17 protein-coding genes are annotated in these 17,696 nt (G+C 69.6%); 3 read left to right on the top strand and 14 right to left on the bottom strand.

Annotation, left to right across the window (positions count from 1 at the left end; all coding sequences use genetic code 11):
• Positions 1-4 precede the first annotated feature (4 nt).
• From nuoL to ACWC91_RS26130, 12 genes are read right to left on the bottom strand one after another with little or no spacing between them, the layout of a single operon-like run.
• Entirely contained in the window at positions 5-1,918 is a 1,914-nt protein-coding gene (nuoL, locus tag ACWC91_RS26185; RefSeq protein WP_281156881.1) for an NADH-quinone oxidoreductase subunit L, read from the bottom strand.
• Positions 1,919-1,933: 15 nt separating this feature from the next.
• The gene (gene nuoK, locus ACWC91_RS26180; RefSeq protein ID WP_100569676.1) at positions 1,934-2,233 is read right to left on the bottom strand and encodes an NADH-quinone oxidoreductase subunit NuoK; all 300 of its coding nucleotides are present in this window, start codon (positions 2,231-2,233) and stop codon (positions 1,934-1,936) included.
• The gene (locus tag ACWC91_RS26175) at positions 2,230-3,072 is read right to left on the bottom strand and encodes an NADH-quinone oxidoreductase subunit J (RefSeq protein WP_225078057.1); all 843 of its coding nucleotides are present in this window, start codon (positions 3,070-3,072) and stop codon (positions 2,230-2,232) included. Before ACWC91_RS26175 ends, nuoK begins: the two co-directional genes overlap by 4 nt.
• Positions 3,069-3,698, bottom strand: coding sequence for an NADH-quinone oxidoreductase subunit NuoI (gene nuoI / locus ACWC91_RS26170; protein WP_225078058.1), 630 nt, complete (start codon positions 3,696-3,698; stop codon positions 3,069-3,071). The genes ACWC91_RS26175 and nuoI overlap by 4 nt, the downstream gene beginning before the upstream one ends.
• The gene (gene nuoH / locus ACWC91_RS26165; protein WP_225078059.1) at positions 3,691-5,055 is read right to left on the bottom strand and encodes an NADH-quinone oxidoreductase subunit NuoH; all 1,365 of its coding nucleotides are present in this window, start codon (positions 5,053-5,055) and stop codon (positions 3,691-3,693) included. Before nuoH ends, nuoI begins: the two co-directional genes overlap by 8 nt.
• On the bottom strand, positions 5,052-7,556 hold the full coding sequence (locus ACWC91_RS26160; protein ID WP_225078060.1) for an NADH-quinone oxidoreductase subunit G: 2,505 nt from the start codon (positions 7,554-7,556) through the stop codon (positions 5,052-5,054). Before ACWC91_RS26160 ends, nuoH begins: the two co-directional genes overlap by 4 nt.
• Entirely contained in the window at positions 7,553-8,899 is a 1,347-nt protein-coding gene (gene nuoF / locus ACWC91_RS26155; RefSeq protein ID WP_225078061.1) for an NADH-quinone oxidoreductase subunit NuoF, read from the bottom strand. The genes ACWC91_RS26160 and nuoF overlap by 4 nt, the downstream gene beginning before the upstream one ends.
• Entirely contained in the window at positions 8,896-9,783 is an 888-nt protein-coding gene (nuoE, locus tag ACWC91_RS26150) for an NADH-quinone oxidoreductase subunit NuoE (RefSeq protein ID WP_281157365.1), read from the bottom strand. The genes nuoF and nuoE overlap by 4 nt, the downstream gene beginning before the upstream one ends.
• Entirely contained in the window at positions 9,780-11,111 is a 1,332-nt protein-coding gene (locus ACWC91_RS26145; protein ID WP_225078063.1) for an NADH-quinone oxidoreductase subunit D, read from the bottom strand. The genes nuoE and ACWC91_RS26145 overlap by 4 nt, the downstream gene beginning before the upstream one ends.
• Positions 11,108-11,878 (bottom strand): NADH-quinone oxidoreductase subunit C, encoded by a 771-nt coding sequence (locus ACWC91_RS26140; protein ID WP_225078064.1) that lies wholly within the window; start codon positions 11,876-11,878, stop codon positions 11,108-11,110. Before ACWC91_RS26140 ends, ACWC91_RS26145 begins: the two co-directional genes overlap by 4 nt.
• Positions 11,875-12,429: a NuoB/complex I 20 kDa subunit family protein gene (locus tag ACWC91_RS26135; protein WP_009190037.1), complete on the bottom strand. Its 555-nt coding sequence runs from the start codon at positions 12,427-12,429 to the stop codon at positions 11,875-11,877. The genes ACWC91_RS26140 and ACWC91_RS26135 overlap by 4 nt, the downstream gene beginning before the upstream one ends.
• 15 nt (positions 12,430-12,444) lie before the next feature.
• Complete coding sequence (locus tag ACWC91_RS26130; protein ID WP_100569667.1) at positions 12,445-12,804, bottom strand: NADH-quinone oxidoreductase subunit A; 360 nt, start codon at positions 12,802-12,804, stop codon at positions 12,445-12,447.
• A gap of 802 nt (positions 12,805-13,606) precedes the next feature.
• Between ACWC91_RS26130 and ACWC91_RS26125 the strand changes: the two genes are divergently transcribed.
• Positions 13,607-14,431, top strand: coding sequence for a C40 family peptidase (locus ACWC91_RS26125; RefSeq protein WP_450644112.1), 825 nt, complete (start codon positions 13,607-13,609; stop codon positions 14,429-14,431).
• Between the two features lie 153 nt (positions 14,432-14,584).
• Here ACWC91_RS26125 and ACWC91_RS26120 read toward each other — a convergent pair whose 3' ends face one another.
• The gene (locus ACWC91_RS26120; RefSeq protein ID WP_225078066.1) at positions 14,585-15,925 is read right to left on the bottom strand and encodes a geranylgeranyl reductase family protein; all 1,341 of its coding nucleotides are present in this window, start codon (positions 15,923-15,925) and stop codon (positions 14,585-14,587) included.
• A 47-nt stretch (positions 15,926-15,972) separates the two neighbouring features.
• Between ACWC91_RS26120 and ACWC91_RS26115 the strand changes: the two genes are divergently transcribed.
• Both ACWC91_RS26115 and ACWC91_RS26110 read left to right on the top strand, forming a co-directional pair.
• Positions 15,973-16,479, top strand: a complete 507-nt coding sequence (locus ACWC91_RS26115; protein WP_225078067.1) for a GNAT family N-acetyltransferase — start codon at positions 15,973-15,975, stop codon at positions 16,477-16,479.
• A 112-nt stretch (positions 16,480-16,591) separates the two neighbouring features.
• Complete coding sequence (locus ACWC91_RS26110) at positions 16,592-16,921, top strand: PASTA domain-containing protein (protein ID WP_225078068.1); 330 nt, start codon at positions 16,592-16,594, stop codon at positions 16,919-16,921.
• Between the two features lie 15 nt (positions 16,922-16,936).
• On the opposite strand, the gene ACWC91_RS26105 is transcribed toward ACWC91_RS26110, so the two are convergent.
• On the bottom strand, positions 16,937-17,629 hold the full coding sequence (locus tag ACWC91_RS26105) for a demethylmenaquinone methyltransferase (protein WP_281157361.1): 693 nt from the start codon (positions 17,627-17,629) through the stop codon (positions 16,937-16,939).
• Positions 17,630-17,696 lie beyond the last annotated feature (67 nt).

Raw genomic sequence — 17,696 nt, 5'->3', positions numbered from 1 at the left:
GGTATCAGACCGCCCTCATCAGCAGGGTCGCGGCGACCAGCAGTGCCGCACCGCCGAACATCGAGACCGCGTAGGAGCGCGCGAAGCCGTTCTGCAGCCGGCGCATCCGCCCGGACAGGCCGCCGACCGAGGCCGCCGTGCCGTTGACGACTCCGTCGACCAGGGTGTGGTCGAGGTAGACCAGGGACCGTGTGAGGTGCTCGCCGCCGCGGACCAGGACGATGTGGTTGAAGTCGTCCTGGAGCAGGTCCCGCCGGGCGGCCCGGGTGAGCAGCGAGCCGCGCGGGGCGACGGCCGGGACCGGCTTGCGGCCGTACTGGGCCCAGGCGATGGCCACGCCGACGACCAGGCACACCATCGTCGCGCCGGTGACCGTCCACGCGCTGAGCGGCGAGTTGCCCTCGCTGTGCCCGGTGACCGGCTCCAGCCAGTGCAGGAAGCGGTCGCCGATGCTGAAGAACGCGCCGCCCAGGACCGAGCCGACGGCCAGCACGATCATCGGGATCGTCATGGCCTTGGGCGACTCGTGCGGGTGCGGCTCGTTGCCGTTCTCGTCGGGCTGCCAGCGCTTCTCGCCGAAGAACGTCATCAGCATCACGCGCGTCATGTAGAACGCCGTGATGGCCGCGCCCAGCAGGGCCGCGCCGCCGAGGATCCAGCCCTCGGTGCCGCCCTTGGCGAAGGCCGCCTCGATGATCTTGTCCTTGGAGAAGAAGCCGGACAGGCCCGGGAATCCGATGATGGCGAGGTAGCCGAGGCCGAAGGTGATGAAGGTGACCGGCATGTACGCGCGCAGCCCGCCGTACTTGCGCATGTCCACCTCGTCGTTCATGCCGTGCATGACCGAACCGGCGCCGAGGAACAGCCCGGCCTTGAAGAAGCCGTGCGTCACCAGGTGCATGATCGCGAAGACGTAGCCGATGGGGCCGAGGCCCGCGGCCAGCACCATGTAGCCGATCTGCGACATGGTCGAGCCGGCCAGCGCCTTCTTGATGTCGTCCTTCGCGCAACCGACGATCGCACCGAACAGCAGCGTGACCGCGCCGACGACGGTGACCACCAGCTGCGCGTCGGGCGCCGCGTTGAAGATCGCCGCGGAGCGGACGATGAGGTAGACGCCCGCCGTCACCATGGTCGCGGCGTGGATGAGGGCCGAGACCGGGGTCGGGCCCTCCATCGCGTCCCCGAGCCAGGACTGCAGCGGCACCTGGGCGGACTTGCCGCACGCGGCGAGCAGCAGCATCAGCGCGACGGCGGTGAGCTTGCCCTCGCCGGCGCCGCCCACGAGACCGGGTTCGGCGTGGGTGCCGAGCAGCGGACCGAAGGCGAAGGTGCCGAACGTCGCGAACATCAGCATGATCGCGATGGACAGGCCCATGTCGCCGACCCGGTTGACCAGGAAGGCCTTCTTCGCCGCGGTCGCCGCGCTGGGCTTGTGCTGCCAGAAGCCGATCAGCAGGTAGGAGGCGAGACCGACGCCCTCCCAGCCGACGTACAGCAGCAGGTAGTTGTCGGCGAGGACGAGCACCAGCATCGCCGCGAGGAACAGGTTGAGGTAGCCGAAGAAGCGGCGGCGCCGCTCGTCGTGCTCCATGTACGCGACCGAGTACAGGTGGATCAGCGAGCCGACACCGGTGATCAGCAGGACGAACGTCATCGACAGCTGGTCGAGACGGAACGTGACGTCCGCCTGGAAGCCGGCCACCGGGATCCAGCTGAACAGGTGCTGGGTAAGAGTCCGCTGGTCGGCGCTTCTGCCGAGCAGGTCGGCGAAGAGGACCAGGCCGATCACGAAGGAGACGGCCGCGAGCAGGGTGCCGAGCCAGTGGCCGACGGCGTCGAGTCGCCGGCCGCCGACCAGGAGGACGGCCGCTCCGAGCAGGGGCGCCGCGATCAGCAGCGCAATCAGGTTCTCCACGATTCTTCCGACCCCTTACAGCTTCATCAGGCTGGCGTCGTCGACCGAGGCCGAGTGACGGGAACGGAACACCGACACGATGATCGCGAGCCCGACCACGACCTCCGCCGCGGCGACGACCATCGTGAAGAACGCGATGATCTGGCCGTCGAGGTTGCCGTGCATCCGCGAGAAGGTGACGAGCGCGAGGTTGCAGGCGTTCAGCATCAACTCGATGCACATGAAGACCACGATGGCGTTGCGCCGGATCAGCACGCCGGTGGCGCCGATCGTGAACAACAGGGCGGCGAGATAGAGGTAGTTCACAGGGTTCACTTCGACGCCTCCTCGGGCCGCTTGAAGGCCGTCGGCTCGATCGCGGTGCGCTCCAGGCGTTCCGCGGCGCGCTGCTCCAGGGCCTTGAGGTCGTTGAGGGCCTCGGCCGAGACGTCACGGATCTGCCCGCGCTCGCGCAGCGTCTTGCTGACGGTGAGCTCGGACGGGGTGCCGTCGGGCAGCAGTCCGGCGATGTCCACGGCGTTGTGCCGGGCGTAGACGCCGGGCGCCGGCAGCGGCGGTACGTGCCGTCCCTCACGCACGCGCTGCTCGGCCAGCTCGCGCTGGGTCCTGGCCCGCTCGGTGCGCTCCCGGTGGGTGAGCACCATGGCGCCGACGGTGGCCGTGATCAGCAGCGCGCCGGTGAGTTCGAAGGCGAAGACGTACCGGGTGAAGAGGAGGGAGGCCAGGCCCTCCACGTTGCCGCCCGCGTTGGCCCCGCCGGTGCCGTTGAACTCCTTCAGGGAGGCGTTGGCGATGCCCGCGACGAGCAGGACGCCGAAGCCGAGCCCGCACAGCAGGGCCAGCCAGCGCTGGCCCTTGATGGTCTCCTTCAGGGAGTCCGCCGCGGTCACGCCGACGAGCATCACCACGAACAGGAACAGCATCATGATCGCGCCGGTGTAGACGACGATCTGCACGATGCCCAGGAAGTAGGCGCCGTTGGTGAGGTAGAACACCGCCAGGACGATCATGGTGGCGGCCAGGCACAGCGCGCTGTGCACGGCCCTCTTCATGAAGACGGTGCACAGGGCGCCGATCACCGCGACGGTGCCGAGCACCCAGAACTGGAAGGCCTCTCCGGTGGAGGTGGAGTAGGCGGCGAGCTGCGCGCTCATGCGTCAGCCCCCTGTTCCTCGGCCGCGCCCGAAGCGCCCGCCGTGTGCCCCTGTTCTCCCTTGGAGACGGCGACCTGGCGCACCGTGCCGGGCGCGGCCTCCGTCACCAGGCCGCGGTAGTAGTCCTGCTCGTCCGTCCCCGGGTAGATGGCGTGCGGTGTGTCGACCATGCCCTCTTCGAGACCGGCGAGCAGCTGCTCCTTGGTGTAGATGAGGTTGGCGCGGCTGGAGTCGGCCAGTTCGAACTCGTTGGTCATCGTCAGCGCGCGCGTGGGGCACGCCTCGATGCACAGGCCGCACAGGATGCAGCGGGCGTAGTTGATCTGGTAGACGCGGCCGTACCGCTCGCCCGGCGAGTAGCGCTCCTCGTCGGTGTTGTCGGCGCCCTCCACGTAGATGGCGTCGGCGGGGCAGGCCCAGGCGCACAGCTCGCAGCCGACGCACTTCTCCAGGCCGTCCGGATGGCGGTTGAGCTGGTGCCGTCCGTGGAAGCGCGGAGCCGTGGTCTTCTGCTGCTCCGGGTACTGCTCGGTCAGCCGCTTCTTGAACATGGCCTTGAAGGTCACGCCGAAGCCGGCCACGGGGTTCTGGAAACCGGGTTTGGTCTCCTTGGGCTCCTCAGCCATCGGACGCCTCCTTTCCATCCAGAGGTCCGTCACTGGCAGTGTCCGACCCGCCACTGACAATCAACTCCCGCTCGCGGCGCGAGCGGCGCCGCGGCACCGGCGGCAGCTCCTGCCCCGGCAGCGGCGGTACGGGGAATCCGCCGGCCATCGCGTCGAAGGCGGCCGGCTGGGCTTCGGGCTGCTCGGCGCTCTTCGTACGCTCGCGGAACATGTCGGCGACGAAGGACAGGACCAGCACGGCCAGCACGGCACCGGCGACGTAGAGGGCGATGTCGGCGAAGCCGTAGTTCTCGTTGCGCAGGACCCGGACGGTCGCGACGAGCATCAGCCAGGCCACGGAGACCGGGATGAGGACCTTCCAGCCGAGCTTCATCAGCTGGTCGTAGCGGACCCGCGGGAGCGTGCCGCGCAGCCAGATGAAGAAGAACAGCAGCAGCTGGACCTTGATCACGAACCAGAGCAGCGGCCACCAGCCGTGGTTGGCGCCCTCCCAGAAGGTGCTGATCGGCCAGGGGGCCCTCCAGCCGCCCAGGAAGAGCGTGGTCGACACCGCGGAGACCGTCACCATGTTCACGTACTCGGCGAGCATGAACATCGCGAACTTGATCGACGAGTATTCGGTGTTGAAGCCGCCGACCAGGTCGCCCTCGGACTCCGGCATGTCGAACGGCGCGCGGTTGGTCTCCCCGACCATCGTCACGATGTAGAGGAGGAAGGAGACCGGCAGCAGCAGGATGTACCAGCGGTCGTGCTGCTGCTCGACGATCGCCGACGTCGACATCGAGCCCGAGTACAGGAAGACCGAGGCGAACGCGGCGCCCATGGCGATCTCGTAGGAGATCATCTGCGCGCAGGACCGCAGGCCGCCCAGGAGCGGATAGGTCGATCCGGAGCTCCAGCCCGCCAGCACGATGCCGTAGATGCCGACGGAGGCGACCGCGAGGATGTAGAGCATCGCGATCGGCAGGTCGGTCAGCTGCATCGCGGTGCGGTGGCCGAAGATCGAGATCTCGTTGTTCGCCGGTCCGAAGGGGATCACCGCGATCGCCATGAAGGCCGGGATGGCCGCGACGATCGGCGCGAGGACGTAGACCACCTTGTCCGCGCGCTTGACGACGACGTCCTCCTTGAGCATCAGCTTCACACCGTCGGCGAGCGACTGGAGCATGCCCCAGGGCCCGTTCCGGTTGGGGCCGATGCGCAGCTGCATCCAGGCGACGACCTTGCGCTCCCAGACGATGGAGAACAGCACCGTCACCATCAGGAAGGCGAAGCAGAACACCGCCTTGACGACGACCAGCCACCAGGGATCGGTGCCGAACATCGACAGGTTCTCAGCGGCGAGGTACGGGCTCATGCCTCCACCTCCTTGGGGGCCTCGGTCGAGGACGTCGCCGGGCCGATACGGACCAGGGAGCCGGGCAGCGCCCCGGTGTCGGAGGCGACGCCCCCGCCGACGGAGTTCAGCGGGAGCCACACCACCCGGTCGGGCATCTCGGTGATCTCCAGCGGGAGTTCGACCGTGCCGGCGGGACCGGTCACGGCGAGCGCGGCGGAGTCCGCGACACCCGCCTCGGCGGCCGTGGCGGCCGACACGCGTGCGCGTGCGGCGTGCCGGGTCCCGGCGAGCGCCTCGTCGCCCTCCTGGAGGACACCCTGGTCGAGCAGCAGCCGGTGTCCGGCGAGCAGGGCCTCCCCGGCGGCCGGGCGCGGCGCCGCGCCCGCGCTGTGCACCGGGTCGTCGGCGCGCGGTCCGGTCCAGGCACCCAGCCGGTCCAGCTCCGCGCGCACGGTCCGCAGGTCCGGCAGGCCCAGGTGCACGTCCATGGCGTCGGCCAGCATCTGCAGCACGCGCGCGTCGGTGGGCGACAGGGTGCGGGTCATCTGCTCCGGCTTGAGCGCGGCTTCGAAGAAGCGGACCCTGCCCTCCCAGTTGAGGAAGGTGCCGGCCTTCTCGGCGACGGCGGCGACGGGCAGGACCACGTCCGCGTGTTCCGTGACCTCGCTGGGCCGCAGCTCCAGCGACACCACGAAGCCCGCTTCGGTCAGGGCCGCACGCGCGCGTGCCGGATCGGGCAGGTCGGCGATCTCCACGCCCGCGACCAGCAGGGCCTGGAGCTGGCCTCCCGTCACGGCCTCGATGATCTGCCCGGTGTCGCGGCCGTAGCGGTGCGGGAGTTCGGCGACGCCCCAGAACGCGGCGACCTCCTCCCGCGCACGTGGGTCGGTGGCCGGGCGCCCGCCCGGCAGCAGCGACGGCAGCGCGCCGGCCTCGACGGCGCCGCGCTCGCCGGCCCGGCGCGGGATCCACACCAGCTGTGCGCCGGTCGCGGCGGCGGCCCGTACGGCGGCGGTCGGGCCGCCGGCCACTCCGGCGAGCCGCTCGCCGACGACGATGACCGAGCCCTCGGCCCGCAGGGCCTCGGCGGCCCGGGTGCCGTCGTCCTCCAGTCCGACGCCGCCCGCCAGCGCGTCCAGCCACTCGTTCTCGGTGCCCGGCGCGGCCGGCAGCAGGGTGCCGCCCGCCTTCTCCAGGCCCCGCGTGGCGTGCGTGGCCAGCGCGAACACCTTCTGCCCGTGCCCCCGCCAGGCCTTGCGCAGCCGAAGGAAGACGCCGGGCGCCTCCTCCTCGGACTCGAACCCGACGAGCAGCACGGCGGGCGCCTTCTCCAGCGCGGTGTACGTGACACCGCTGCCGTCGAGGTCCCGGCCGCGGCCCGCGATCCGGGAGGCGAGGAAGTCGGCCTCCTCGCCGCTGTGCACGCGCGCGCGGAAGTCGATGTCGTTGGTGTCGAGCGCCACGCGCGCGAACTTGCTGTACGCGTAGGCGTCCTCGACGGTGAGCCGGCCGCCGGTGAGGACACCGGTCCGCCCGCGCGAGGCGAGCAGGCCCTGGGCGGCGATCTCCAGCGCCTCCGGCCAGGACGCCGGCACCAGCTCGCCCTCGGGGTTGCGCACCAGGGGCGTGGTCAGCCGGTCCTTCATCTGCGCGTACCGGAACGCGAAGCGCCCCTTGTCGCAGATCCACTCCTCGTTGACCTCGGGGTCGTTGGCGGCGAGCCGCCGCATGACCTTGCCGCGCCGGTGGTCGGTGCGGGTGGCGCAGCCGCCCGAGCAGTGCTCGCACACCGACGGCGAGGAGACCAGGTCGAAGGGGCGGGAGCGGAAGCGGTACGCCGCCGAGGTGAGCGCCCCGACGGGGCAGATCTGGATGGTGTTGCCGGAGAAGTACGACTCGAAGGGGTCGCCCTCGCCGGTGCCGACCTGCTGGAGCGCGCCCCGCTCGATCAGCTCGATCATGGGGTCGCCGGCGATCTGGTTGGAGAACCGGGTGCAGCGGGCGCACAGCACGCACCGCTCCCGGTCGAGCAGCACCTGCGTGGAGATCGGCACGGGCTTCTCGTAGGTCCGCTTCCTCCCCTCGAAGCGGGACTCGGCGTTGCCGTGCGACATGGCCTGGTTCTGCAGCGGGCACTCGCCGCCCTTGTCGCAGACCGGGCAGTCCAGCGGGTGGTTGATGAGCAGCAGCTCCATCACACCGTGCTGGGCCTTCTCGGCGACCGGGGAGGTGAGCTGGGTCTTGACGACCATCCCGTCGGTGCAGGTGATCGTGCAGGAGGCCATCGGCTTGCGCTGGCCCTCGACCTCGACGATGCACTGGCGGCAGGCGCCGGCCGGGTCGAGGAGGGGGTGGTCGCAGAACCGGGGGATCTCGATGCCGAGCTGTTCGGCGGCCCGGATGACCAGGGTGCCCTTGGGCACGCTGATCTCGACCCCGTCGATCGTCAGCGTCACGAGATCTTCCGGCGGGACCGCCGCCTCTCCCCCGCCCGCGGGAGCGTTGGTGGTCACGGTCATGCTTTCACCTCCGTGCGATCGGCCCAGGCCGTGGACTTGGCCGGGTCGAAGGGGCAGCCCCGGCCCGTGATGTGCTGCTCGTACTCCTCGCGGAAGAACTTCAGGGAGGAGAAGATCGGGGAGGCGGCGCCGTCACCGAGAGCGCAGAAGGACTTGCCGTTGATGTTGTCGGCGATGTCGTTCAGCTTGTCGAGGTCGGACATGACGCCCTTGCCGGCCTCGATGTCCCGCAGCAGCTGCACCAGCCAGTACGTTCCTTCACGACACGGGGTGCACTTGCCGCAGGACTCGTGGGCGTAGAACTCGGTCCACCGGGTCACCGCCCGCACCACGCAGGTCGTCTCGTCGAAGCACTGGAGGGCCTTGGTGCCGAGCATCGAGCCCGCGGCGCCCACGCCCTCGTAGTCGAGCGGCACGTCGAGGTGCTCGTCGGTGAACATCGGCGTCGAGGAGCCGCCCGGCGTCCAGAACTTCAGCCGGTGCCCGGGGCGCATGCCGCCGCTCATGTCGAGCAGCTGACGCAGCGTGATGCCGAGCGGGGCCTCGTACTGGCCGGGGTTGGCGACATGGCCGCTGAGCGAGTAGAGCGTGAAGCCGGGGGACTTCTCGCTGCCCATCGACCGGAACCATTCCTTGCCGTTGTGCAGGATCGCGGGAACCGACGCGATGGACTCGACGTTGTTCACCACGGTCGGGCACGCGTAGAGGCCCGCGACGGCGGGGAAGGGAGGGCGCAGCCGCGGTTGACCACGGCGGCCTTCGAGCGAGTCCAGCAGCGCGGTCTCCTCACCGCAGATGTACGCGCCGGCGCCGGCGTGCACGGTGAGGTCGAGGTCGAGGCCGCTGCCCAGGATGTTCTCGCCGAGGTAGCCGGCCGCGTGGGCCTCGCGCACGGCCTCGTGCAACCGCCGCAGTACGGGGACGACTTCACCCCGCAGATAGATGAAGGCATGCGACGACCTGATGGCGTAGCACGCGATGACGATGCCCTCGATGAGGCTGTGCGGGTTCGCGAAGAGGAGGGGGATGTCCTTGCAGGTCCCGGGCTCCGACTCGTCGGCGTTGACAACGAGATAGTGCGGCTTGCCATCACCCTGCGGAATGAACTGCCACTTCATTCCCGTGGGGAACCCCGCGCCGCCGCGGCCACGCAGACCGGAGTCCTTGACGTACGAGATCACGTCGTCCGGCGACATGGCGAGGGCCTTGCGGAGTCCCTCGTACCCCTCGTGCCTCCGGTACACGTCCAGCGTCCAGGACCTGTCCTCGTCCCAGAAGGCCGACAGCACGGGTACGAGCAGCTTCTCGGGGCTGCTCTCGTCGATTTCCGGTGCCAAGGTCATCCCTCCCCCTCCTCTCCGACGTCTCCGACGGGTCCCTGCGGATGGGACGGATCGGAGGCCGATGTGGCCTGCGGCGCGTCGTGCGAGCTCAGGTGCTCGGACGGCGACGGCTGGTGCACGGCTGCGTCGTGCGGTCCGCCGTCCTGCGGTCCTCCGTCGCGCGGGTGGACCACACGCACGGGTGCGGCCTCCCCCTTGGCCAGGCGGAGGCCCACCAGCGAGGCGGGTCCCGCGCTGCCGCCGGCCTCCGTCGCCCCTTCGCGCTCGTCGGGGAAGCCCGCCAGGATCCGGGCGGTCTCCTTGAACGTGCACAGGGGCGCGCCGCGCGTGGGCGTCACCGGCCGTCCCGCGCGCAGGTCGTCGACCAGTCGCTTGACGCTCGCCGGGTTCTGGTTGTCGAAGAACTCCCAGTTGACCATCACGACCGGCGCGTAGTCGCAGGCCGCGTTGCACTCGATGTGCTCCAGGGTGACCTTGCCGTCATCGGTGGTCCCGCCGTTGCCGACGCCGAGGTGCTCCTGGAGGGCCTCGAAGATGGCGTCGCCGCCCATCACGGCGCACAGGGTGTTGGTGCAGACGCCCACCTGGTAGTCACCGGACGGCTTGCGCCGGTACATGGTGTAGAAGGTGGCGACCGCGGTGACCTCGGCCGTGGTCAGGCCGAGCACGTCCGCGCAGAACCGCATTCCGGTGCGCGTGACGTGGCCCTCCTCCGACTGCACCAGGTGCAGCAGCGGAAGGAGGGCGGACCGGGAGTCCGGGTAGCGGGCGATGATCTCGCGCGCGTCCCGCTCGAGCCGGGTGCGGACGTCGTCCGGGTAGTCGGGCGCGGGCAGTTCGGGCATGCCCAGGCTGACGCCCTGCTCCGAAGAACTGGTGGTCACCGGTCGACGCCTCCCATCACGGGGTCGATGGACGCGACGGCGACGATGACGTCGGCGACCTGGCCGCCCTCGCACATCGCCGCCATCGCCTGAAGGTTGGTGAAGGACGGGTCCCGGAAGTGGACCCGGTAGGGGCGGGTGCCGCCGTCGGAGACGACGTGCACCCCGAGTTCGCCCTTGGGCGACTCGACCGCCGCGTACGCCTGTCCCGGCGGGACGCGGAAGCCCTCGGTGACCAGCTTGAAGTGGTGGATCAGGGCCTCCATGGAGGTGCCCATGATCTTCTTGATGTGGTCGAGGGAGTTGCCGAGTCCGTCCGGTCCCAGGGCGAGCTGCGCGGGCCAGGCGATCTTCTTGTCGGCGACCATCACCGGGCCCGGCTCCAGCCGGTCCAGGCACTGCTCGACGATCCTGAGCGACTGGCGCATCTCCTCCAGGCGGATCAGGAAGCGGCCGTAGGAGTCGCAGGTGTCGGCGGTCGGGATGTCGAAGTCGTACGTCTCGTAGCCGCAGTAGGGCTGCGTCTTGCGCAGGTCGTGCGGCAGGCCGGTGGAGCGCAGGATCGGGCCGGTGGCGCCGAGGGCCATGCAGCCGGCCAGATCGAGGTAGCCGACGTCCTGCATACGGGCCTTGAAGATGGGGTTCCCGGTGGCGAGCTTGTCGTACTCCGGGAGGTTCTTCGTCATCTTCTTCACGAACTCGCGGATCTGGTCCACCGCGCCGGGCGGCAGGTCCTGGGCGAGTCCGCCGGGCCGGATGTACGCGTGGTTCATCCGCAGGCCCGTGATGAGCTCGTAGAGGTCGAGAATCATTTCACGATCGCGGAATCCGTAGATCATGATCGTGGTGGCGCCCAGCTCCATGCCGCCGGTGGCGATGCACACCAGGTGGGAGGAGAGCCGGTTCAGCTCCATCAGGAGCACCCGGATGATCTTGGCACGCTCGGTGATCTCGTCCTCGATGCCGAGGAGTTTCTCGACGGCGAGGCAGTAGGCGGTCTCGTTGAAGAAGGACGTCAGGTAGTCCATGCGCGTGACGAAGGTGGTGCCCTGCGTCCACGTGCGGAACTCGAGGTTCTTCTCGATGCCGGTGTGCAGGTAGCCGATGCCGCAGCGGGCCTCGGTGACCGTCTCGCCGTCGATCTCCAGGATCAGCCGGAGCACGCCGTGGGTGGACGGGTGCTGGGGGCCCATGTTGACGACGATGCGCTCGTCGTCGGCGCGGGCCGCGGACCGGGCGACCTCGTCCCAGTCGCCACCGGTGACCGTGTAGACCGTGCCCTCGGTGGTCTCGCGCGCGGAGGCCGAAGAGGGGGTGTGCGTGCTCATGAGTACGACCTCCGCTGGTCCGGAGCCGGGATCTGGGCGCCCTTGTACTCGACGGGGATGCCGCCGAGGGGGTAGTCCTTGCGCTGCGGATGGCCCTGCCAGTCGTCCGGCATCATGATCCGCGTCAGGGCCGGGTGGCCGTCGAAGACGATCCCGAAGAAGTCGTACGTCTCGCGCTCGTGCCAGTCGTTGGTCGGGTAGACGGGGACCAGCGACGGGATGTGCGGGTCGGCGTCGGGGGCGCTGACCTCCAGCCGGACCAGCCGGTTGTGGGTGATCGAGCGCAGGTGGTACACGGCGTGCAGCTCGCGGCCCTTGTCCTGCGGGTAGTGGACACCGCTGACGCCGGTGCACAGCTCGAAACGCAGGGCGGGGTCGTCGCGCAGGGTGCGGGCGACGCGCACCAGGTGCTCGCGCTCGATGTGGAAGGTCAGTTCGCCGCGGTCGACGACCGTCTTCTCGATCGCGTTCTCCGGGAGGAGGCCCTGCTCCTCCAGCGCGCCCTCGAGTTCGTCGGCGATCTCGTCGAAGCATCCACCCGGGCCGCCGTAGGGACGGCTCGCCGGTCCCGGGAGCCGGACCGAGCGGACCAGGCCGCCGTATCCGGAGGTGTCGCCGCCGTTGTCGGCGCCGAACATGCCGCGCTGGACGCGGATCTCCTCGCCGCCCTGGCCGCGCTGGCCGGGGAGGTTGTCGGCGGACAGGTCCTTCTCGGGGTTCACCCCGTTCGCGGACCCGTTCACGTCCTTGCCGTGTCCGTCGCTCATCGCAGCAGCCCCTTCATCTCGATCGTGGGCAGGGCCTTGAGCGCGGCCTCCTCCGCCTCGCGGGCGGCCTCCTCGGCGTTCACGCCGAGCTTGGTGGACTGGATCTTCTGGTGCAGCTTGAGGATCGCGTCCATCAGCATCTCGGGCCGCGGCGGACAGCCCGGCAGGTAGATGTCGACCGGGACGATGTGGTCGACGCCCTGGACGATCGCGTAGTTGTTGAACATGCCGCCCGAGGAGGCGCACACGCCCATCGAGATCACCCACTTGGGGTTGGGCATCTGGTCGTAGACCTGCCGGAGGACCGGCGCCATCTTCTGGCTGACCCGGCCTGCCACGATCATCAGGTCCGCCTGACGGGGCGAACCGCGGAAGACCTCCATGCCGAAGCGCGCCAGGTCGTAGCGGCCGGCGCCGGTGGTCATCATCTCGATCGCGCAGCACGCGAGGCCGAAGGTGGCCGGGAAGACGGACGCCTTGCGCACCCAGCCCGCGGCCTGCTCGACGGTGGTCAGCAGGAAGCCGCTCGGCAGCTTTTCTTCGAGTCCCATGTCGTTAAAGGCCCCTCAGTCCCATTCCAGGCCGCCGCGCCGCCATACGTACGCGTACGCGACGAAGACGGTGAGCACGAAGAGCAGCATCTCCACGAGCCCGAAAACACCCAGGGCGTCGAAGCTGACGGCCCACGGGTAGAGGAAGACGATCTCGATGTCGAAGACGATGAAGAGCATCGCCGTCAGGTAGTACTTGATGGGGAAGCGCCCGCCGCCGGCCGGCGTTGGGGTCGGCTCGATACCGCACTCGTAAGCCTCGAGTTTGGCGCGGTTGTACCGCTTCGGTCCGATCAGCGTGGCCATGACCACGGAGAAGATCGCAAAGCCTGCCCCGAGGGCTCCCAGTACGAGGATGGGCGCATAAGCGTTCACCGCTCCTCGCTCCTCTCAGTCGGCACTGACTGCTGGCGGTCGCCGGGCCCACGGTTGCCTCACCCGTCCCCTGTTCCCGGCTCGTCCGGCCAAGATCGAGAACATGTGAAGCAGGTCACAAGCCCAACTGCCTCGCATCTTATGCCCGACGCTCTGTGATCTGCGACACGGGGTATTGCATGAGCTTTGTGATCTCCACCACCTGACGAACGATCATCAAGTCGGATGAGCGGTGATCTTCGCACGCGAAGCACCTGTGTGATCACTACTGGTCACATTTTACCTCGTATTTGCAGGTCGGAGGGGGTGTGCACTATCAGATGCCCGGCGTCCGGCGCAAAGTGGCGAACGGTGTCAAGACCTTGATATGGGCCTGCTTTTCACACATCAGAGGGACGGCGACGCGAGATGTGGACACGTTCACCCGTTCACAAGTCGGACGTGCGACTCGGGAGGCCGCTCGGGCGCAGTTTCACCAATGGGACTCAAGTGACAAATGGGACCAGTGAGTCCACCGCGCGGACGCGCCGCGGGGCGGTGACCGTTCCGTGACCTCCGTCACGTTCATGAGAGGAGTCTGAGAGTCGGGCTTGGCCAACGATCCGCACGGATGGTAGGCCGAGAGCAATTCGGGCGTAACAGCGAAAGACCATGATCAAAGGCATGATCACGCACGCCCGCAATGTCCGTTACGGCGTCAATAAGGAAACTCGGCCCCGGGATTTGGCCGCCCCATTGAGCAAATGTGGCGCAGCACACGTTTCTTGAAGATATGAAGGAGCCCCTGGTACCGGTTGTTCCCATGTCCCACACCGCTCACATACGCAGCCACCGGAAGCCTCGCCGTAGCGCGTCGAGAGTCGCGATGCGGGCCGGTGTTGCCGGCGGCGTCCTCGGCACCCTGGCAGTGGCCGGCACGTCGGCCTCGTCGGCGAACGCCGCCGAGCCGGTGACCCAGACGCTCGAACTGCCCACACTGACCTCCGACCTGGCCGTCCAGGTGGCCCAGTCGGCGGAGGCCACGGAGCAGGCCGCCGCCAACTACCGCCTGGGCGCCGAGCGCGACGCGGCCGCCGCAAACGCCGCGAAGCAGGCCAAGGCGGACCTGGACGAGGCCAAGAAGAAGGCGGCGGCCCGCAAGAAGGCCGCCGAGACCGCCCGGAAGAAGGCCGCCGAGGCCGCCGCCCTGCGTGCCTCGCGCACGGCCGAACGGCCGACGCTCAGCGCCTCGGCGAGCATCGGCAGCACCTCCGCGAGCGTGTCCACGGCGACCGGTTCCGCCGCGGCCGTGGTCTCGTTCGTCAAGTCCCAGGTCGGCAAGGCCTACGTCTCCGGCGCCACCGGTCCGTCCGCCTACGACTGCTCCGGCCTGGTCCAGACCGCCTTCAAGCAGGTGGGCATCAGCCTGCCGCGTGTCTCCCAGGACCAGTCGACCGCCGGCACCCAGGTGTCGCTGTCCAACCTCCAGGTGGGCGACATCCTCTACTGGGGCGGCGCGGGCAGCGCGTACCACGTGGGTGTCTACGTCGGGAACGGTATGTTCGTCGGTGCGCAGAACCCGTCCACGGGCGTCGTCGAGCGCCCGCTGTCCTACGACCCGCCGTCCGGCGCGGTCCGGGTGCTCTGAGGGCACCCGCGGACAGCTGTAACGGACTGAAGGGCCGCAGCCGCTCGGGGGCAGCGGCCCTTCCGGCTTTCCCGATTCGCCCGCTTCACCCTCGTACGACACGGCGGGGCCGGCTCGACAACGAGCCGGCCCCGCCGTCGTCCCCGCGCGCGCTCACGCCTTCGGGGCCACCTTGCTCAGGCCGTTGATGATGCGGTCCATCGCGTCGCCGCCCGTCGGGTCGGTGAGGTTGGCCAGGAGCTTGAGGGTGAACTTCATCAGCAGCGGGTGGGTCAGGCCGCGCTGGGCGGCGATCTGCATGACCTTCGGGTTGCCGATGAGCTTCACGAAGGCCCGGCCCAGCGTGTAGTAGCCGCCGTAGGTGTCCTTCAGGACGCGCGGGTAGCGCCGCAGGGCGAGTTCGCGCTGGGCCGGGGTGGCCCGGGAGTGGGCCTGGACGATGACGTCGGCGGCGAGCTGGCCGGACTCCATCGCATAGGCGATGCCCTCGCCGTTGAAGGGGTTGACCAGACCGCCCGCGTCGCCGACGAGCAGCAGGCCCCGCGTGTAGTGGGGCTGGCGGTTGAAGGCCATGGGCAGGGCGGCGCCGCGGATCGGGCCGGTCATGTTGTCCGGGGTGTAGCCCCAGTCCTCGGGCATCGACGCGCACCAGGCCTTGAGCACCTCGCGCCAGTCCAGTTCCTTGAAGGACTCGGAGGTGTTGAGCACGCCCAGGCCGACGTTGGAGGTGCCGTCGCCCATGCCGAAGATCCAGCCGTAACCGGGCAGCAGCCGGTCCTGGGGGCCGCGCCGGTCCCACAGCTCCAGCCAGGACTCCAGGTAGTCGTCGTCGTGGCGAGGGCTGGTGAAGTAGGTCCGCACCGCGACGCCCATCGGGCGGTCCTCGCGGCGGTGCAGGCCCATCGCCAGGGACAGCCGGGTGGAGTTGCCGTCGGCGGCGACGACGAGCGGCGCGTGGAAGGTGACCTCGCGCTTCTCCTCACCCAGTTTGGCCTTGACCCCGGTGATGCGGCCGGTGCGGTCGTCGACGAGGGGCGCGGACACGTTGCAGCGCTCGAACAGCCGCGCGCCCGCCTTCTGCGCCTGCCGGGCGAGCTGCTCGTCGAAGTCGTCGCGCTTGCGCACGAGTCCGTAGTCGGGGAAGGAGGCGAGGTCGGGCCAGTCCAGCTGGAGGCGGACGCCGCCGCCGATGATCCTCAGGCCCTTGTTGCGCAGCCAGCCGGCCTCCTCGGAGATGTCGATGCCCATCGCGACGAGCTGCTTGACGGCACGCGGTGTGAGGCCGTCGCCGCAGACCTTCTCCCGCGGGAACTCGGTCTTCTCCAGCAGGAGTACGTCGAGTCCGGCCCGGGCGAGGTGGTAGGCGGTCGTGGACCCGGCCGGCCCCGCGCCCACGACGATCACATCGGCGGTGTTCTCGGAGAGGGGCTCAGTCACGGTCACGGCGGGATCTCCCCAAGGTTCGGAATCTGCGTGCCGACCGGCACTGGACATGGGCAGTCTATGCAGCAGAATTGATCACCCGGCTGAAGGGCTGCCCCGTGAACCGAGCTCTCCCCGTCGTACGTCTGCGTGTGCCCACCGATGAGGACGCCGTCGCCTGGCACCGGATCTTCGCCGACCCGGACGTCATGGAGTTCCAGGGCGGCAGTCCCGCGGAGCTTTCCGTCTACGAGGAACTCACCGCCCGTCAGCGACGGCACGACGCCGAACGCGGCTTCTGCCTGTGGACGATGCTCGACGAGACCGGCCGCGTCATCGGCTTCACCGGCGCCCAGCCGTGGGAGCGGGACTGGGGTCCCACGGGCGAGATCGAGATCGGCTGGCGGCTCGGCCGTGAACACTGGGGCCGCGGATACGTCACGGCGGCGGCCCACATGACCCTGGAGCGGCTGCGCTCGACCGGCCTGACGAGCGTGGTGGCCATGGTCGACTCCCGCAACAAGCGGTCCATCGCGGTCACCGAGCGCCTCGGCATGCGGCTGGAGCAGACCTTCGTGACGCCGGTGTCGCAGCGGCAGGGGCACTGCTACCGGCTGGACCTGTGACCGCGACCGCTTACCTTGCGTAATCGAGTGTCACAGAAAGACACTTGACGCTTCCGGGTGGCACCCCTGGCCGGTTACTCTGCCAGTACCGCTGGGGGTGACGTCTGTGTACATGACACCCAAGACGCCCGAAGTACGCGTGCCGCGCCTGGTCGGGCTGATGGCCGTGGACGCGCAGGAGACCGCCCGTGCCCAGGGCCTGTTCCTCAACGCGCCGGACCGCCCGGACTTCCAGCTCGCGGTCGTCGACCACGTCGTCCGCCAGTACCCGCAGCCCGGTGCCGAGGTGCCGCGGGACTCCATGGTGTACGTGTGGTTCGACTTCGGCACGGGCGAGGGCGGCGGAGGCGTCCGCGAGCCGCGCGTCCCGCGGCCGCCCACGGGCGGCCTCCAGCGCGAAGCCGACGAACCGGGCGACCCGTACGCGGTCAGTCCCGTGTGACGGCCCGCGCGGCCGTCAGCCCTTGAAACCCCGGTGCAGGGAGACGATTCCGCCGCTGAGGTTGCGCCAGGCCACCTTCGACCAGCCGGCCGTCCGCAGCAGCCCGGCCAGCGCGGGCTGGTCGGGCCAGGCCCGGATGGACTCGGCGAGGTAGACGTACGCGTCCGGGTTGGAGGACACCGCGCGCGCCACGGGCGGCAGGGCCCGCATCAGGTACTCGGTGTAGACGGTGCGGAACGGCGCCCAGGTGGGGTGCGAGAACTCGCAGATGACCACCCGGCCGCCGGGCCGGGTCACCCGGTACATCTCGCGCAGGGCCGTCTCCGTGTCCTGCACGTTGCGCAGCCCGAAGGAGATGGTGACGGCGTCGAAGGCGTCGTCCTTGAACGGCAGCCGCGTCGCGTCGCCCGCCGTGAACGGCAGCCAGGCGTGCCGGCGCTTCCCGACCTGGAGCATCCCGAGCGAGAAGTCGCAGGGGACGACGTAGGCGCCGGCGCGGGTGAAGGGCAGCGAGGAGGTGGCCGTGCCGGCGGCGAGATCGAGGATCTTCTGCGCCGGCCGGGCGTCGACCGCCCTGGCGACCTCCTTCCGCCACCGCCGGTCCTGCCCCAGGGACAGCACGTCGTTGGTCAGGTCGTACCGTTCCGCCACGTCGTCGAACATCGAGGCGACGTCGTGCGGCTGCTTCTCCAGGGATGCGCGGGTCACCGGCCCATTGTGGCAGGCGGGGGTGGCGGTTGACGGAAGTGCCCCGGCGGCACGGCTTTCGATGGCA

The organism is Streptomyces sp. NPDC001204, from assembly GCF_053598035.1.
Note: the sequence above shows the minus strand (reverse complement) of the source record. Positions and strands in the feature narration are given on the sequence as shown.